Raw genomic sequence first — 14,616 nt, 5'->3', positions numbered from 1 at the left:
GGACTCTGCAGCTGATGAACCGTCCCCGCAGACCGTGGACCCGCTCGTGCTGGACCTCGGCGGGACAGGCGCGGTTCCCCTGCGGCTCGTGGGGGCAAGGCCCTCAACCTCGGCACGCTCGTCGCGGCCGGGTTGCCGGTGCCGCGCGGGTTCTGCCTGACCACCGTCGCCTACGAACTGGCGGCACCGCCCGGACTTGGCGCCCTCGCTGCCGAACTCGACGCGATCAGCTCCGCGACAGGGCTGCCAGCGACAGGGCTGCCAGCGGCCGGCGTGGACGCCGCGGCCCTGGGCACGGTTGCCGGGCGGACCAGGGCGACCGGGCGGTGGCGTACCGGTCCGCCAACGGGATCAGCAACCGCGACGTCCGGCTCGCCGTCGTCATCCAGGCCATGGTCGACGCCGCCACGGCAGGGGTGCTGTTCACCGCAAACCCCGTCACCGGCACCCGGACGGAGACGGTCATCAACGCGAGCCCGGGCTCGGGGCAGGCCGTGGTCTCGGGAGCCGTCAACCCGGACCAGTTCGTGCTGGAGACAGCGTCCGCCAGCTGCAGGAGCTCACGGCGCCGGGCGACGGTGTCCAGCGTCTTTTCGGGGCGCCGCAGGACATCGAATGGGCGATCGACGCCGGCGGCAAGGTCTGGCTCACCCAGTCGCGCCCGATCACCACGCTGTATCCGTTGCCCGAACCCGCGCCCGAGGACGCCGCGGCCGGCGCCGGCTGTACGACGTTGAACTGCGACGACGGCGTATCCCCCGGCTGCTGCTGTCCGACGGCACCGACGTCGAGGCTGCCATGATGGCGAAGTCGCCGGCGTCCGGTGCCGTGACCGGGACACCGGCGTCGGCGGGCACCGCCACCGGTCGGGTCAGGGTGATCCTGGACCCGGTCGGCGCCCATCTGGAACCCGGCGACATCCTCGTGGCCCCGTCGACGGACCCCGACTGGACCCCGCTGTTCCTGACGGCCGGCGCACTCGTCATGGAAATGGGCGGGGTCATCTCCCACGGGGCCGTGGTGGCGCGTGAGTATGGCATCCCGGCCGTCGTGGGCGTTCCGGACGCCACCACGCGGCTGCGGACCGGCCAGACGGTGACCGTCGACGGCGCCGCCGGCACCATCAAGGTGGAGCCGTGACAGCGGCGACGCAGGGCAGGCTGGCCTCACAGGTGTAGCACAGTTGTGCCAGATAGAATTGGACCATGACCACACCGGCCTACCAGCCAACGCACCATGAGTCGTCCGTGCAACGGCCGAAAAAGTCCGGCGGCACTTTCGCCCTGGCCCGCAAGGCACGGAACGTACTGCGGAGGGTTCCGGTGTGGACCTGGCGGGTGCTGATGCACTCGGTGAAGGCCAGCGAGAACTCCCGCTTCAACGTCGACCCGATTACCGGCGTCGATTATTTCCACGACATCGATTTCGTCGGCGACGGCATCCAGGCACACCGCCTCGACGTCATCACCCCCCGTATGCCCGCGGGCACCACAGCGGCAGGCCCCGCTGCGGCGGGTTCCGCGGCAACCGGTTCCGGTCCGGGGCCGCTGCCCGTCTACGTGTACTTCCACGGCGGCGGCTGGACGTCCGGGGACAAGGCCTCACTGACCAAGTACTGCGCGAGCCAGGCCCAGGGCGGCATGGTGGTGGTCAACGTGAACTACCGCAAGGCCCCGCGTTTCCATATGGCCCACGTCCTGGCGGACGCCAACGCCGCACTCACCTGGGTCCGGCGGAACATCGCCGGCTATGGCGGCGACGGATCGCGGATCGTACTCGGCGGCGACTCCGCCGGCGGCCAGATCGCAGCCCTCCTGACCGCAGCCAGTTTCCGGCCGGAACTGGCACGGCACCACGGCCTGACCCCGGCCGTGCCTGCGTCCGATTTCAAGGGCCTGGTCCAGCACTGCAGTGTGGTGGACTTCTCCGTCTTCTTCGACAAGGGTTTCGTGCTGAGCCTGAACTTCATCCGCATGCTGCTGCCCAGCTTCCGCTCCGGAGGAAGGAACGCCGGCTCCGGGCCCAGCCGGCTGGAGGCCCTCCGCAAGGGCGCAGGTTTCCTCTCCCCCATCGAATGGCTGGATTCCCGTTTCCCGCCGGTCTTTGTCACCACCTCGGAACGGGACTTCTTCTACGCCGCCAACATGAACTTCATTGCCCGGCTGCGCGAACATTCCGTCCCCGTGGACAGCCTCATCTACGGCTGGGACAGCGCCAATACCGAACACACCTGGCAGCAAAACTTCCGCTACCCGGAATCCCAGGAAGTGTACCGCCGGCTCCATGCCTTCGTGCGCAAGGTAGCCTGAGCGCCGCAACTCCGGCCGGACCGGCCCCGGCCGCACGCGCGCGGGGCTATGTTTAGTCCATGGTGTCTGCCGACAGCAACGCACAGAACGATCCGGAACCCGAGGGGTTCGGGTCGGCGCTGATTGACGAAGCCGCCCGCCGGGATGCCGCCCTGGGCGACGTGGATTGGGCCGCTGTGCCCGACGGCGCTGTGCGGGGCACGTTCGACGCCCCCAGCGGCCCCCTCGCCACCCTCTCCATGGGCACACCCGGAAACCCGCGGGTGCTCCTGGTCCCCGGTGCCACGGGTTCGAAGGAAGACTTTGTCCTGATGCTGCCCGAACTGGCCGCGGCAGGGTTTTTTGTCCTGAGCTACGACATTGCCGGCCAATATGACTCCGCCGCGGCGGGTCCCGAAAACCTCTCGCCTCCCCGCGCCCACTACGACTACGACCTCTTCACCAATGACCTGATCGCCATGCTCGACGCCGAAGAAGGTGCCGCGCACATCGTCGGGTATTCCTTCGCCGCGATCGTCGCCCAGCTTGCCTTCACGCGGCGTCCGGACAAGTTCCGGAGCCTCACCCTGCTCAGCTGCCCGCCGGAGCCGGGGCAGTGCTTCCGCGGGGTCCAGCGCATCGGCCGCTTCAGCGTCCGGGCCAGTCCGCGGGTCGGCGCCGCACTGATGATCTGGGGTATCCGCATCAACGTCGTGCACGTCCCGCCCAACCGGATACGGTTCGTGAAACACAGGTTCCGCTTCACCCGCCGGAGCTCCGTGCGAGACATCTTCGGGCTGATGCAGCACGCGCCCGATCTCAGGGCCGCACTGGCCGCGGCGTCCCTCCCGAAGTTTGTCGCCGTCGGCGAACATGACCTCTGGCCGCTGGCGCTGCACCGCCGTTTCGCACAGTCGATCGGCGCGCGCATCGCGGTCTACCGCGGCGGGCACAGCCCGAGTGAGACTTCGCCGTACCAAATGAGCCGCGATCTGATCGCGCTCTACGGGTCCGCCTAACGCGGATGGTCCCGTTCCCATTGCCGCCGCCGCCGGCGCCGCCGGAACGGGGGCTCCTGCCTGAACTCGACACCAAAGGTGGTCCACGCCATCGACAGCCGTCGCCCGACGGCGTGCCAGCTTGCCAGCGGCCGTGCGGAGACCTGCACCTGCAGCGAGAGGTCGCCGATCACCGTGACTTCCGGCGGGATCTGGTAGGAAATGTCCAAATCATCGTGGACGAGCGGGAAGCCGCGGTGGACGGAGCCGCGGATGCGGTCCCAGACGTCCGACCACATGGCGAAGTTCGAACCAAACAACGGCGGATGCCCCAGCAGCCAGCCGATGGCCCAGAAATATCCGGCGATGTAGACGCTCCGGCCCACCCAGCGGGCGAAGCGGTTTTCGCCATAGAAATCCCCCGGACCGGAAACGGCGGATAGCGGGCCGGTCTCCTGCAGGATCGCTTCAACCCGCTCGAGCCAGTCATCGGGCGGGATCGAGTCCGTGTCCAGCCGGGCAATCAACTCGAAGCGGGCTTCGTCGAAGCCGTACGCCGTGGAGGCGGCGATCCCCGGGAGTTCGACGGCGATCCGCCGGGCGCCCGCGGCGGCACAAATCTCTGCGGTGTTATCCGTGCTGGCGTTGTCCACGACGACGATTTCGTCGGCCGGACGGGTCTGCCGGGCGAGTGCGGCCAGGCACACGGCGAGCATCTCAGCGTCGTTACGGGTGGGGATCACCACCGAGATTGTTGTCATATTGCCCCGACTATAGTCCCGGCATGCGGGGAAATGCCCCCGTTGGCCTCTTGCACCATGGCCTCCGGACCCGTAGGTTGGGCAACAGCGGACGAATGTCTCCGCAGCCGTTGGCCTCCGGGCCGCCGGAGATCAGCAGCATTTCAGAAGGATATGGCATGGCTACAGGCACAGTTAAATGGTTCAACGCCGAAAAGGGTTTTGGCTTCATTGCCCCGGATGACGGGTCAGCCGACGTTTTCGCCCACTACTCGGCAATCGCCAGCAGCGGCTACCGCTCACTGGACGAGAACCAGAAGGTCGAGTTCGACGTCACCCAGGGCCCGAAGGGCCCGCAGGCTGAGAACATCCGCCCGCTCTAAATACTCCGGATAGCAGCACCGGCCAGCCGGCCGCCATGCTTTCCCCAAGACCACAAACGCCCCCCTCGAGGTTTCCTCGGGAGGGGCGTTTGTCGTTGCGGCGGGGTGACGTCAACCGACGTGGACCCAGGGCCGCCTGGTCACATCGGTTTCCGCTTCCCGCAGCACTTCGCGGGTCACGGGAGCGATCTCGCCCTCACCGAACGCGAGGAACCGCAGCAGATTGGTGACCGGGTTGCCTTCGGTCCAGCGGAAGTAAATGTGCGGCATCAGGCCGGTCACGTCGCGGATGTGGAGCAGGACCGAGGCGATCGTGTTCGGAACCACGGGTCCGTGGACTTCCAGGATCCGGTACCCGTGCCGGGTGATGCCGCGGACCGCCAACTCCGTCTCGAAGTCGGAGGAATCGTCCACGACCACTTCGAGGAAGAGAGCGCGGTAGTCCAGCGGCAGGTGGCTGACCTCGATTGCGGAGTCGAGTTTCTGCCGGTAAGCCTCCGGGGTCAGCCGGAGCGGCTCATGGGCGATGATCCGGATGGGACCGTCCAGTTCGTCGGACATGAATTCCAGCGCCGCACGGTCCAGATGGACGCGCGTGGCGTGCAACTCAAAGGACCGCCCGACCCGCGACAACAGCGAGATCACAATGATCCCCAGGATGAAGACCGACGCGGGCGTCGACGTCGGCGTCGAACAGCCAGGTGATCAGGAACCCAACCAGCATGAACACCAGCACCAGCGGCCGGACGGCCCGGGCCCAGCCGGGAGCCATGCCGTAACGGGGCAGGTAGCGGGGTACCAGGTTCAGCAGCCCCGCCATGGCGGAGGCTCCGGCGAACCAGAGGATCGCGATGGTGCTGATGTCATAGACGGTGCCGAAGCCCACGCCCAGGTATTCGTGGGCAAGGAACGCCAGGGCGCGTCCGTTGGCCTGGCCGCCGGGCTGGAATTCCTGCTCCGGGATGAGCACCACCGTGGTGAAGCTGCTGACGATCAGGAAGCTGCTCATGATGACAGCCGCCGTCGTCAGCAGCTTCCGGGCGCCCTGGATGCGTCCGGCGGGGTTGTCCTCGGTGTCGCTCACGTGTCCCCGGATCTGCGGCATGACGGCCACTCCCGTCTCGAACCCGGACAGACCGAGGGCGAGCTTGGGGAAAACGAGCAAGGCAAAGCCGACCGCCAGCAGCGGGTTCCCGTGCGATGTGGAGATCGCCTGCCACCAGTTGTCCACGGCAACAGGGTGGGTGAAGACCTCAAAGACCGAAACGGTCAAAACCACCAGGTTCAGGCCCAGGTACACGGCGACCAGGACGACGGCGACACCGATGGCCTCCTTGAAGCCGCGGAGGAAAACAGCACCCAGCATGGCCAGGAGGAAGAGGGTGACCGGCACGTTCTGGCCTTGAAGCCAACCGGGGGCCATCGGGTTCTGGATCAGGTGCGCCGTGGCGTCCGCCGCCGACAGTGTCATGGTGATCATGAAGTCCGTGGCGGCGAAACCCAGCAGGACCAGGACGAACAGTTTTCCGCCCCAGCGCGGCATCAGCCGCTCGAGCATCGCAATGGAGCCCTCGCCCCGGTGGCTTTCGCCCGCCACTCGCCGGTAGACGGGCAACGCGCCCAGCAAAGTGATGAGGACAAGCACCAGGGTCGCGAGCGGCGAGATCACGCCCGCGGCGAGCGCGGCGATCGCCGGCTGGTATCCCAGGGTGGAGAAGTAGTCGACGCCGGTCAAACACATGACCTGCCACCAGGAGTGCTTTTTCTCGTGGGCCGTGGGCACGCCGCCCGGGCCCTGGTGGCTTCCTTTGCTGTCCTGCAGTCCGAAAAGCAGCCAGTTCCGCACTGTCGTTTTGGGTCGTGGCCTCGGCGCCGACGGGTCTGCCGGCGGCCTGCTCAGCGTCGTCATGTCTTCCTTCCCTCACGGCGCGGTTTTATCATCCGGGGCACGCGCCGCCCCCAGTTGCGAAACTAGCAGTGGCCGGCGGCAGCGCCCCAGCCGGGACAGGGATCTTGACGAATCCTTGACACAGCCCTGCCCTGCCCTGCTGGATTGGACCTGAACTGCAAGAATGACTCCATGGCACGTGGAACGCTGCGCATTTTCCTGGGGTCAGCACCTGGTGTCGGCAAGACCTACGCGATGCTCCGCGAGGGGCACCGGCTGCGGGAAGCCGGCGAAGACGTCGCCGTCGCGTTTGCCCGTGACCGCGGCCGCCGCGATACGCGGGCCCTGCTGGCCGGGCTCGAGCTCATCCCGGCCAGGCGGGTCCCGTACCTGGGGCTTCAGCTCGAAGAGCTGGACATGGACGCGGTCATGCACCGCCGGCCGGCCACGGCCATCGTGGATGAGTTTGCCCACACCAATCCCCAGGACAGCCGGAACACCTACCGGTGGCAGGACATCGACGAACTGCTGGACGTCGGCATCAACGTCCTGTCCACCCTGGATATCCAGAATCTCGCATCGCTCAGCGACGTCGTCAGCGCCATCACCGAGGACCGGCCGGCGGAGACGGTTCCTGATGAGATCGTCCGGCGGGCCGCTGAGATCCAGCTGGTGGATATCTCCCCGGAACTCCTGCGCCAGCGCCTCGCGGATGGCAGAATCGTCGCTTCCGACAGGGTCGATGCGGCTCTGTCGAACTTCTACCGTCCGGGCAACCTGGCGGCGCTGCGTGAGCTGGCCCTGCTGTGGTTGGCCGACCGGGTGGACGAGGGCCTGGCACGGTATCGGACGGCGAAGGGAATCGACGCCAGCTGGCCGGCCCGCGAGAGGATCGTGGTCGGGCTGCCCGGCGGCCCCGAGGGTGGGATCCTGATCCGCCGGGGCGCCCGCATCCTCAACCGGGTCAGCGGCGGCGATCTGCTGGCGGTGCACGTCCGCGCAGCGGAAACTGTCGCCGCGGAATCGCCGCAGGAACTGGAGGCGCAGCGCCGCCTGGTCCAGGACCTTGGCGGGAGTTACTCCGTTGTCACCGGGGAGGATCCGGCCGCCGCCCTGCTGGACTTTGCCCGCAGCGTCAACGCCACCCAGATCGTCCTGGGTATCTCACGCCGCGGCAGCCTGGCCCGGCTGCTGGCTGGCCTGCGTGGCGGACGCACCGGCGCCAGGGTCATCCGGGACGCCGGAGCCATCGACGTCCACCTCGTGTCCCGGCCGCCCGCAGGCGAAGCCACGGGAGTGCCCCGGCGCCGGAACCTGGGCCGCGCCCGCGTCACGACAGGATTCGTGATGGCAATCCTCCTTCCCGTCCTGCTTCAGATCCTGCTGGCGGTGAACCCGGACGAGAACCTGGCCGCAACCGTCCTGGTCCAGCTCACCGGCTCCGTCGCCGTGGCACTGGTCGGCGGCCTGTGGCCGGCAATCCTGGCTGCGCTTTGGAGCAGCCTGCTGGTCAACTACTTCTCCACCCCGCCGGTCGGCAACCTGACTATCAGCGATTCGCAAAACGTGCTCGCCCTGCTGGTGTTCGTCGGGGTGTCCGCCGCAGTGGCCACCGTTGTGGACGTGTCTGCGCGGCGTTCCAAGGAAGCGGCCCTCGCCAAGGCGGAAGCAGCCACTCTCGCGGACCTCACGCGCGGGGCTGCCGGGGCGCAGGACACGGTTGCGGGTTTGCTGGAGCAGGCCCTCGACGTGTTCCAGGTCCGGGGCGCCGCCCTCCTGAGCTGCGCTGACGACGACGGGCTGCGCGCCGGCAGCGGGGTGGCTGACCGCTCCGGCGAGGGCTCCCGCCCGAACTGGCGGCTGATCGCCAGCGCGGGCGACGTTCCGGCCTTCAGCTCCGCCGATGGTGACAGCCCCGGCACGGCAGGCATCGAGGGTGACAACGTGGAACGGATCGATGCCACCACCTGCCTGGTCCTGTCGGGCCGGGTACTGCCGGCCACCGACCGGCGGCTGCTCGGCGCCTTCGGCGTCCATGTGGTGGCGCAGCTGGAACGCCAGCAACTGCTGGCCAGCCGCTCGGAAGTCCTGAAACTCGCTGAAGGCAACACGATGCGGACCTCGATCCTCCGCGCCGTCTCACACGACCTCCGGACTCCGCTGGCCGGAATCAAGCTCGCGGTGGGGGGGACTCCGGCAGGACGGCGTCCGGTACACCCGCGAGGAGGAGCAGGAGTTGCTGGCGACCATCGAGGACTGTTCGGACCGGCTGGAGGTGCTGGTGGGGAACCTGCTGGACATGTCCCGGATCACGTCGGACTCGATCAGGCCGCTGTTGCGGCCCGTGCGCTGGTACGACGTCATTCCCGGCGGACTGCACGGGATCGCCCCGGACCGGGTGCGCGTCGAACTCCCCGCCAACATGCCCGAGGTCGAGGCGGACGAGGGCATGCTCGAGCGGGTCATTGCGAACATCGTGGAGAATGCCGTCAAGTACGCACCGGCATCCGATATTGTCCTGACCGGTTCCTCCGGCGGCTTGAGCCCGGCGGGTTTGGGCGGCCGCCCTGCCGGTGAACTGCGCATCATCGACCACGGAACGGGCATACCGGCGGAGCGGGTCGTGGACATGTTCCGTCCCTTCCAGCGCCTCGACGATGCGACGCAGGCAACTGGTGTGGGACTAGGCCTCGCCGTGGCCAAGGGCTTCACGGAGGCGATGGGCGGCACGCTGACCGCCGAAACGACGCCCGGCGGCGGCCTGACCATGGTGATCAGCCTCCCGTTGTCCGCTGGCATCCCGTTCCAGGCAGAACCCGATCAGGCCCCGCTGGAGCCGCAATCAGCAGTCATCGGCCGCCACCACGCCCCGCCGATCCTCTCGTCGGGGACGGACCCGGTATGACCTCCGTACTGGTAGTCGATGACGACACCTACCTGCTCCGGGCCCTGCGGATCACGCTTCAGGCCCACGGCTACGACGTCGCCACCGCTGCGGACGGGCGCTCGGCGCTCCTCGCTGCCCAGCAGCACCCGCCTGCCCTGGTGATCCTGGACCTGGGGCTGCCTGACATGGACGGCTCGGCCGTGCTCCGGCAGCTCCGCGGCTGGAGCACGGTGCCGGTGCTGGTGCTGTCCGCCCGCCACGGTTCCGAGGACAAGGTGGAGGCGCTCGACGCCGGCGCCGACGACTACATCACCAAGCCGTTCGGGCTCGAGGAGCTCCTGGCCCGCCTGCGTGCCCTGCTGCGCCGCAGCGCGGACACGGAGCAGCCGGTGGTCGTCACTACCGAGGCGTTCACCGTGGATCTGGGCAAACGCCGTGTTCTCCGCGAGGGCCAGGATGTCCGGCTCACCCCGACCGAATGGAAAATGCTGGAGGTGCTGGTCCGCAGTCCGGAAAAACTCGTCACCCAGCAGCAGCTCCTGTCCGAGGTGTGGGGGCCGGCCTATGCCAAGGAAACCAACTACCTCCGCGTGTATATGGCCCAGCTCCGGCGCAAGCTGGAACCGGACGCAGCCACCCCGCGGCACCTGATCACCGAGGCGGGCATCGGCTACCGGTTCGTGCCCTGACCGGTCCCCCCACCCGGCCCGGCCCGCCTAAACGAACGCGGACTTCCCGGTCACAGCCCTGGCCACAATCAGCGAGTTGATTTCGTAGCTGCCCTCGTACGTGTACAGGATTTCGGCGTCGCCAAAGAGCTTGCCCATCTCGTAATCGCTGCTGATCCCGTTGCCGCCCAGCAGCGAGCGGCCCATCGCCACCGACGCTCGTGCCAGCCGGGTGGTGGTGGACTTGGCCATCGCGGCCTGGACCATCTCAAGCTTGCCGTCTTCCTGGATCCTGGCCAGCTGCGCCATCAGTGACAGCGACGCCGAAGCGTTTCCCAGGATCTCGGCCAGCTGCTGCTGGACCAGCTGGAAGCGTGCCAGCTCCTTGCCGAACTGCTTGCGCTCCAGCGAGTAGGAACGCGCGACGTCGAACGCCGCCAGCTGGATGCCGGCGGCCTGCCAGCCCACCCAGGCACGCGAATCGCGCAGCAGTTCGTTGGCCTTGGAAAAGTCCGTGGCCCCGGGGAGCAGGTTGGACTCCGGAATGCGGACCTCGTCGAGCACGATGTCCGCGTTCTGCATGATCCGCAGCCCGATCTTGTTCGCGATCTTCGTGGCCGTGTAGCCGGGGCGGTCCGTCTCCACGATGAAGCCCTTGATCTGCTGGTCCGCGACGTCCCGCGCCCAGACCACGGCAAAGTCGGCAATGGTGCCGGCGCCGATCCAGCGTTTGGCGCCGTTGATGACCCACTCGCCGCCCTCCAGCCGCGCGGTGGTGGCCAGCCCGCCGGCAATGTCCGAGCCGTGGTCCGGCTCGGTCAGGGCGAAGGCGCCGATCTGCGTGAAGGCGGTGAGCCCCGGCAGCCAGCGTGCCTTCTGCGCCTCGGAGCCGAGCTGGTCGATAATGCCGACGATCAGCTCGTTGTGGATTCCCACGAGGGCCGAGAGGGACACGTCGGCGCGGGCCACCTCGACATACATCAGGCCCTTGAAAAGCTTGGATGTCCCGTCCGTCTGCAGGCCGCCGAGGCCGTATTTTCCAAGCTCGGCGAGCAGGCCGAAGGGGAACTCCTCACGGTTCCAGTAGTCGATGGAGGCCGCACGGATCCGGGACTGGAGGAAGTCAAGGATTTCCTGGTAGCGGGACTGTTCTTCCGGGGACAGCAGATCCACGATGTACATCAGATCGGCGTCCGGGAAGGGCGGCGCTGCCACGTCTTCCAGCGCTGTTTCATCCTCAGTGGTCCGCTGTCCGCTGGCACGTCCTTGTGGCTGCACGGGCATGTTTCCCTTCGTAGTGATCCGTTCATGAACCGAGCCGGCTCTTCCAAACCCTTGGATGTCCTAGTATATTGCCTAGTGATGGTGATCACTAGGGAACTGGTGATCACCGGGCAACGGCGCCGGGCTTAAACGGCTGCGCCACCAGACTTCGAAAGGTGCACCATGACCGTCACAGAGGAATTCCGCGCAGCCCGCGACCGTATGCTCGACCTCCGCTTGGACTACGAGGCGGCGCGCAGCGAATTCCAGTGGCCGCGCTTTGAGCACTTCAACTTCGCCCTGGACTGGTTCGACCAGATTGCGGCGGATCCGGCTAAGGCCAACAACCCGGCGCTGGTGATTGTCGAGCAGGACGGCTCTGCCACGCGGCGCAGCTTCGCAGACCTGTCCCGGCGCTCCGCCCAGGTGGCCAACTGGCTGCGCAGCCAGGGTGTACGCCGCGGTGACCGCATGATCATCATGCTCGGCAACCAGGTGGAACTCTGGGAACTGATGCTCGCCGGGATCAAACTGGGCATCGTCATGATCCCCACGACCACCCTGATGGGGCCGGCCGACCTCAAGGACCGGGTGGAGCGCGGCGGCGCGAACTGGGCCGCCGTCGGGAGTGCCAATATCGGGAAGTTTGACGAGGTTCCGGGCGACTACACGCTGATCGAAATCGGCGGCGACGCCGGCACCGCCGACATGGACAAAGCCGCCCTGCAGTACAGCGGCTCGACCGGGTCGGGGGAGGACTTCATCCCGGACGCGCCGACCCTGGCTGACGAGACGCTGTTGCTCTACTTCACCTCGGGCACCACCTCCAAGGCCAAGCTCGTGGAGCACACGCATACGTCCTACCCGGTGGGCCACCTGTCCACGATGTTCTGGATCGGGATGGAGCCCGGCGATGTGCACCTGAATGTGGCGTCGCCCGGCTGGGCCAAGCACGCCTGGTCCAACGTGTTCACCCCGTGGATCGCCGAGGCCTGCGTGTTCATCTACAACTACGAGCGATTCGATGCCAAGGCGCTCATGGAGCAGATGGACCGCGAATCGGTGACGAGCTTCTGCGCCCCGCCGACGGTCTGGCGGATGCTCATCCAGGCCGACCTGACCCTGCTGAAGAACCCGCCCACCAAGGTGGTGTCCGCCGGCGAGCCGCTCAACGCCGAGGTGATCGACCAGGTCCAGCGCGCCTGGGGACAGACCATCCGCGACGGCTTCGGCCAGACCGAATCCACCGTGCAGATCGCCAACACGCCCGGCCAGCCGATCAAGATCGGCGCCATGGGCAAACCGCTGCCCGGTTACGACGTCGTCCTGGTGGACCCGGCAACAGGTGCGGAGGGCGACGACGGCGAGCTCTGCCTGCGCCTCGACCCCCGCCCCGTCGGACTGATGAAGGCCTACTACGGCGACCCCGAAAAGACCGCCGAGGCGTTCCGCGACGGCTACTACCACACCGGCGACATGGCCAGCCGGGACGAGCGTGGCATCATCACGTACGTGGGCCGCGGGGACGACGTCTTCAAGTCCTCGGATTACCGGCTGTCCCCCTTCGAGCTGGAAAGTGTCCTGATCGAGCACCCCGCGGTGGCGGAAGCCGCCGTCGTCCCCTCCCCCGACCCGCTCAAGCTCTCGGTGCCCAAGGCGTTTGTGGTCCTCGCCGCCGGCCACGAGCCCGGCCCGGAACTGGCTGAGGACATCCTGCGGTACTGCCGCGACCACCTGGCGCCGTTCAAGCGGATCCGCCGGCTGGAATTCGCCGAGCTGCCCAAAACCATCTCGGGCAAGATCCGGCGCGTGGAGCTGCGGCACAGCGAGGAACTGCGGCACGGCGGAGGGACGGTCCCGGCCGGGCTCGGCACGGAGTACTCCGAAGCCGACTTCCCCGGACTGAAGAGCCCGGCCGAAAAGCTAGGCTGAACCCTATGAGATTCAGGTCAAGTTGCTGGGGGTGCCGTGGCCACGCCGCTGCCGCGTGATCCGATTGCCGACGCCCGGCTGAACTGGGAGCGGCACGGCTGGTCCGACGTCGCCGCGCCGATGGCTGCCATCACGGCCATCATGCGGACCCAGCAGATCCTGCTGGCCCGGATCGAGGGCGTCCTCAAACCCTTCGGACTGACGTTTGCCCGGTACGAGCTCCTCGCCCTGCTGAGCTTCGCCCGCAGCGGCGCGCTGCCCATGAACAAAGCGAGCGCGCTGCTGCAGGTCCATCCCACCTCGGTGACGAACGCCGTCGACCGGCTGCAGGGCGCCGGGCTGGTTTTCCGCTCGCCGCATCCCACGGACGGGCGCACCACCCTGATTGAACTCACCCCGGAGGGGCGTACGCTGGCAAAGCGGGCGACGGCGGCACTGAACTCTGACGTGTTCGCCCAGTCCGGCTTCGAGGAGCAGGATGTCGACCAACTGATCCGGATCCTCGGTGCCTTCCGCCGCAACGCCGGCGACTTCAGCGAGTAACCCCGGCCGAAGGGCCCTAACGTAACTGACTTCCCGTCACAACGCGGTGACGGGCTTCCGCGGCACCAGGAGACGACTCATGCAGCCGAACGCCTATTCCCGCCCCGACGACCGGGAGCTGCTCCGCGCGTCCCTGCGGCAGCTCTCCGGCCGGTTCCGGCCGGCCGTGCTCTTCGCCGGACTGGCCAGCGGCGAACTGCTCCAACTGACGGACTTCCTGGGCACCGCGACCTCCAGCCTGCACCAGGTGGTCGTGGTTCCGGGCGCGGGCCTCGGCGGCCGCGTCTTCACGCAACGGCGGCCATTCCTGGTGGAGGACTACATCGCTTCCGAGGGAATCACGCATGAATACGACCTCGCCGTCAGGCGCGAGCGGCTGACCTCCATGGCGGCCGTCCCCGTGGTGGTCCAGGGCGTGTCCCGGGCGGTCCTGTACATCGCCAGCAGGGACAGCGCGCCGCTCGGGGAAAGCGCCGTGGGCGAGGCCATGGAGGCGGCCCTCGAGATTGCGGCGGAACTCCGGGTCCGGGACGAGGTGGACCGCCGGGTCTCGATTATCGACATTGCCCGGGCCGAGCCTGCCCTGGCCCTGGACCGGAGGTGGCTGGAACACGTCCGGGAAGCCCATGCCGGGCTGCGGTCGCTGGCAGGCACGGTGTCCGATCCGGACCTGGCGCGGCAGCTCGACATCATCGGCAACCACCTGGCACCGCCGCCCGCCGACGGCGTCCACCCCACGGCCCGGCTGGCCTGCCGCGAACTCGATGTCCTGGCGCAGGTGGCGCTGGGCTGTTCGTACCAGGAAACCGCGGAGCGCCTGGGCCTGAAGGCGGTGACCGTCAAGAGCTACCTGCAGAACGCGATGGCCAAGCTCTCCGCGCATAACCGGCTCGAGGCCGTGAGCACGGCCCGCCGGCTGGGACTTATCCCGTAGAGCGGGGGGGGGGGGGTTTTCTGGGAGTCCCCCCCCCCCCCCCCAAAAGCCACCACCCCCCGACTCCCCCCCCCCCCTTCCTTTCCTCCCAT

The 14,616-nt window shown here is 67.8% G+C and carries 11 protein-coding genes and 3 pseudogenes; 11 read left to right on the top strand and 3 right to left on the bottom strand.

Annotation, left to right across the window (positions count from 1 at the left end):
• Positions 1–14: 14 nt before the first annotated feature.
• The 4 genes and pseudogenes from ACZY0Y_RS15100 (at position 15) to ACZY0Y_RS15085 (ending at position 3,307) form a co-directional block, all read left to right on the top strand.
• Positions 15–802: pseudogene (locus ACZY0Y_RS15100) on the top strand (PEP/pyruvate-binding domain-containing protein).
• Positions 715–1,140, top strand: a pseudogene (locus ACZY0Y_RS15095) (PEP-utilizing enzyme); the annotation flags it as partial. The pseudogenes ACZY0Y_RS15100 and ACZY0Y_RS15095, both read left to right, overlap by 88 nt.
• Positions 1,141–1,205: 65 nt before the next feature.
• Positions 1,206–2,309, top strand: coding sequence for an alpha/beta hydrolase (locus tag ACZY0Y_RS15090; RefSeq protein WP_463958869.1), 1,104 nt, complete (start codon positions 1,206–1,208; stop codon positions 2,307–2,309).
• 59 nt (positions 2,310–2,368) lie between these two features.
• Entirely contained in the window at positions 2,369–3,307 is a 939-nt protein-coding gene (locus ACZY0Y_RS15085) for an alpha/beta fold hydrolase (RefSeq protein WP_463958868.1), read from the top strand.
• Here ACZY0Y_RS15085 and ACZY0Y_RS15080 read toward each other — a convergent pair.
• Positions 3,304–4,047, bottom strand: coding sequence for a glycosyltransferase family 2 protein (locus tag ACZY0Y_RS15080; protein ID WP_463958867.1), 744 nt, complete (start codon positions 4,045–4,047; stop codon positions 3,304–3,306). The genes ACZY0Y_RS15085 and ACZY0Y_RS15080 overlap by 4 nt on opposite strands.
• Before the next feature lie 158 nt (positions 4,048–4,205).
• Between ACZY0Y_RS15080 and ACZY0Y_RS15075 the strand changes: the two genes are divergently transcribed.
• A complete protein-coding gene (locus tag ACZY0Y_RS15075) occupies positions 4,206–4,409 on the top strand; it encodes a cold-shock protein (protein WP_013599688.1) in 204 nt (67 codons plus the stop codon).
• Between the two features lie 111 nt (positions 4,410–4,520).
• On the opposite strand, the pseudogene ACZY0Y_RS15070 reads toward ACZY0Y_RS15075, so the two are convergent.
• Positions 4,521–6,318 (bottom strand): annotated as a pseudogene (locus tag ACZY0Y_RS15070) (APC family permease).
• Between the two features lie 171 nt (positions 6,319–6,489).
• Between ACZY0Y_RS15070 and ACZY0Y_RS15065 the strand changes: the two are divergent.
• Genes ACZY0Y_RS15065 through ACZY0Y_RS15055 form a run of 3 tightly spaced genes read left to right on the top strand, consistent with a single transcriptional unit; the run spans position 6,490 to position 9,873 of the window.
• Positions 6,490–8,874, top strand: coding sequence for a sensor histidine kinase (locus tag ACZY0Y_RS15065; protein WP_463958865.1), 2,385 nt, complete (start codon positions 6,490–6,492; stop codon positions 8,872–8,874).
• Positions 8,774–9,202: a sensor histidine kinase gene (locus ACZY0Y_RS15060; RefSeq protein WP_463958900.1), complete on the top strand. Its 429-nt coding sequence runs from the start codon at positions 8,774–8,776 to the stop codon at positions 9,200–9,202. Before ACZY0Y_RS15065 ends, ACZY0Y_RS15060 begins: the two co-directional genes overlap by 101 nt.
• On the top strand, positions 9,199–9,873 hold the full coding sequence (locus tag ACZY0Y_RS15055; protein ID WP_463958863.1) for a response regulator: 675 nt from the start codon (positions 9,199–9,201) through the stop codon (positions 9,871–9,873). Before ACZY0Y_RS15060 ends, ACZY0Y_RS15055 begins: the two co-directional genes overlap by 4 nt.
• 27 nt (positions 9,874–9,900) lie before the next feature.
• On the opposite strand, the gene ACZY0Y_RS15050 is transcribed toward ACZY0Y_RS15055, so the two are convergent.
• A complete protein-coding gene (locus tag ACZY0Y_RS15050; RefSeq protein WP_463958899.1) occupies positions 9,901–11,034 on the bottom strand; it encodes an acyl-CoA dehydrogenase family protein in 1,134 nt (377 codons plus the stop codon).
• Positions 11,035–11,298: 264 nt separating this feature from the next.
• On the opposite strand from ACZY0Y_RS15050, the gene ACZY0Y_RS15045 reads away from it, so the two are divergent.
• The 3 genes from ACZY0Y_RS15045 (at position 11,299) to ACZY0Y_RS15035 (ending at position 14,524) form a co-directional block, all read left to right on the top strand.
• A complete protein-coding gene (locus ACZY0Y_RS15045; protein ID WP_463882179.1) occupies positions 11,299–13,047 on the top strand; it encodes an AMP-binding protein in 1,749 nt (582 codons plus the stop codon).
• 36 nt (positions 13,048–13,083) lie between these two features.
• A complete protein-coding gene (locus ACZY0Y_RS15040) occupies positions 13,084–13,590 on the top strand; it encodes a MarR family winged helix-turn-helix transcriptional regulator (protein ID WP_463882177.1) in 507 nt (168 codons plus the stop codon).
• 79 nt (positions 13,591–13,669) lie between these two features.
• Positions 13,670–14,524, top strand: coding sequence for a LuxR C-terminal-related transcriptional regulator (locus ACZY0Y_RS15035; protein WP_463958862.1), 855 nt, complete (start codon positions 13,670–13,672; stop codon positions 14,522–14,524).
• The last annotated feature ends 92 nt before the right edge of the window (positions 14,525–14,616 follow it).

It is taken from the genome of Pseudarthrobacter kochi (genome assembly GCF_055412805.1).
Note: the sequence above shows the minus strand (reverse complement) of the source record. Positions and strands in the feature narration are given on the sequence as shown.

What these genes read in the sequence shown, in the direction of transcription:
- ACZY0Y_RS15090 (WP_463958869.1), top strand. Translation starts at nt 1,206, where the DNA reads ATGACCACACCGGCCTACCAGCCAACGCACCATGAGTCGTCCGTGCAA.
- ACZY0Y_RS15045 (WP_463882179.1), top strand. Translation starts at nt 11,299, where the DNA reads ATGACCGTCACAGAGGAATTCCGCGCAGCCCGCGACCGTATGCTCGAC.
- ACZY0Y_RS15035 (WP_463958862.1), top strand. Translation starts at nt 13,670, where the DNA reads ATGCAGCCGAACGCCTATTCCCGCCCCGACGACCGGGAGCTGCTCCGC.
- ACZY0Y_RS15050 (WP_463958899.1), bottom strand. Translation starts at nt 11,034, where the DNA reads ATGTACATCGTGGATCTGCTGTCCCCGGAAGAACAGTCCCGCTACCAG.
- ACZY0Y_RS15080 (WP_463958867.1), bottom strand. Translation starts at nt 4,047, where the DNA reads ATGACAACAATCTCGGTGGTGATCCCCACCCGTAACGACGCTGAGATG.
- ACZY0Y_RS15075 (WP_013599688.1), top strand. Translation starts at nt 4,206, where the DNA reads ATGGCTACAGGCACAGTTAAATGGTTCAACGCCGAAAAGGGTTTTGGC.
- ACZY0Y_RS15055 (WP_463958863.1), top strand. Translation starts at nt 9,199, where the DNA reads ATGACCTCCGTACTGGTAGTCGATGACGACACCTACCTGCTCCGGGCC.
- ACZY0Y_RS15085 (WP_463958868.1), top strand. Translation starts at nt 2,369, where the DNA reads ATGGTGTCTGCCGACAGCAACGCACAGAACGATCCGGAACCCGAGGGG.
- ACZY0Y_RS15065 (WP_463958865.1), top strand. Translation starts at nt 6,490, where the DNA reads ATGGCACGTGGAACGCTGCGCATTTTCCTGGGGTCAGCACCTGGTGTC.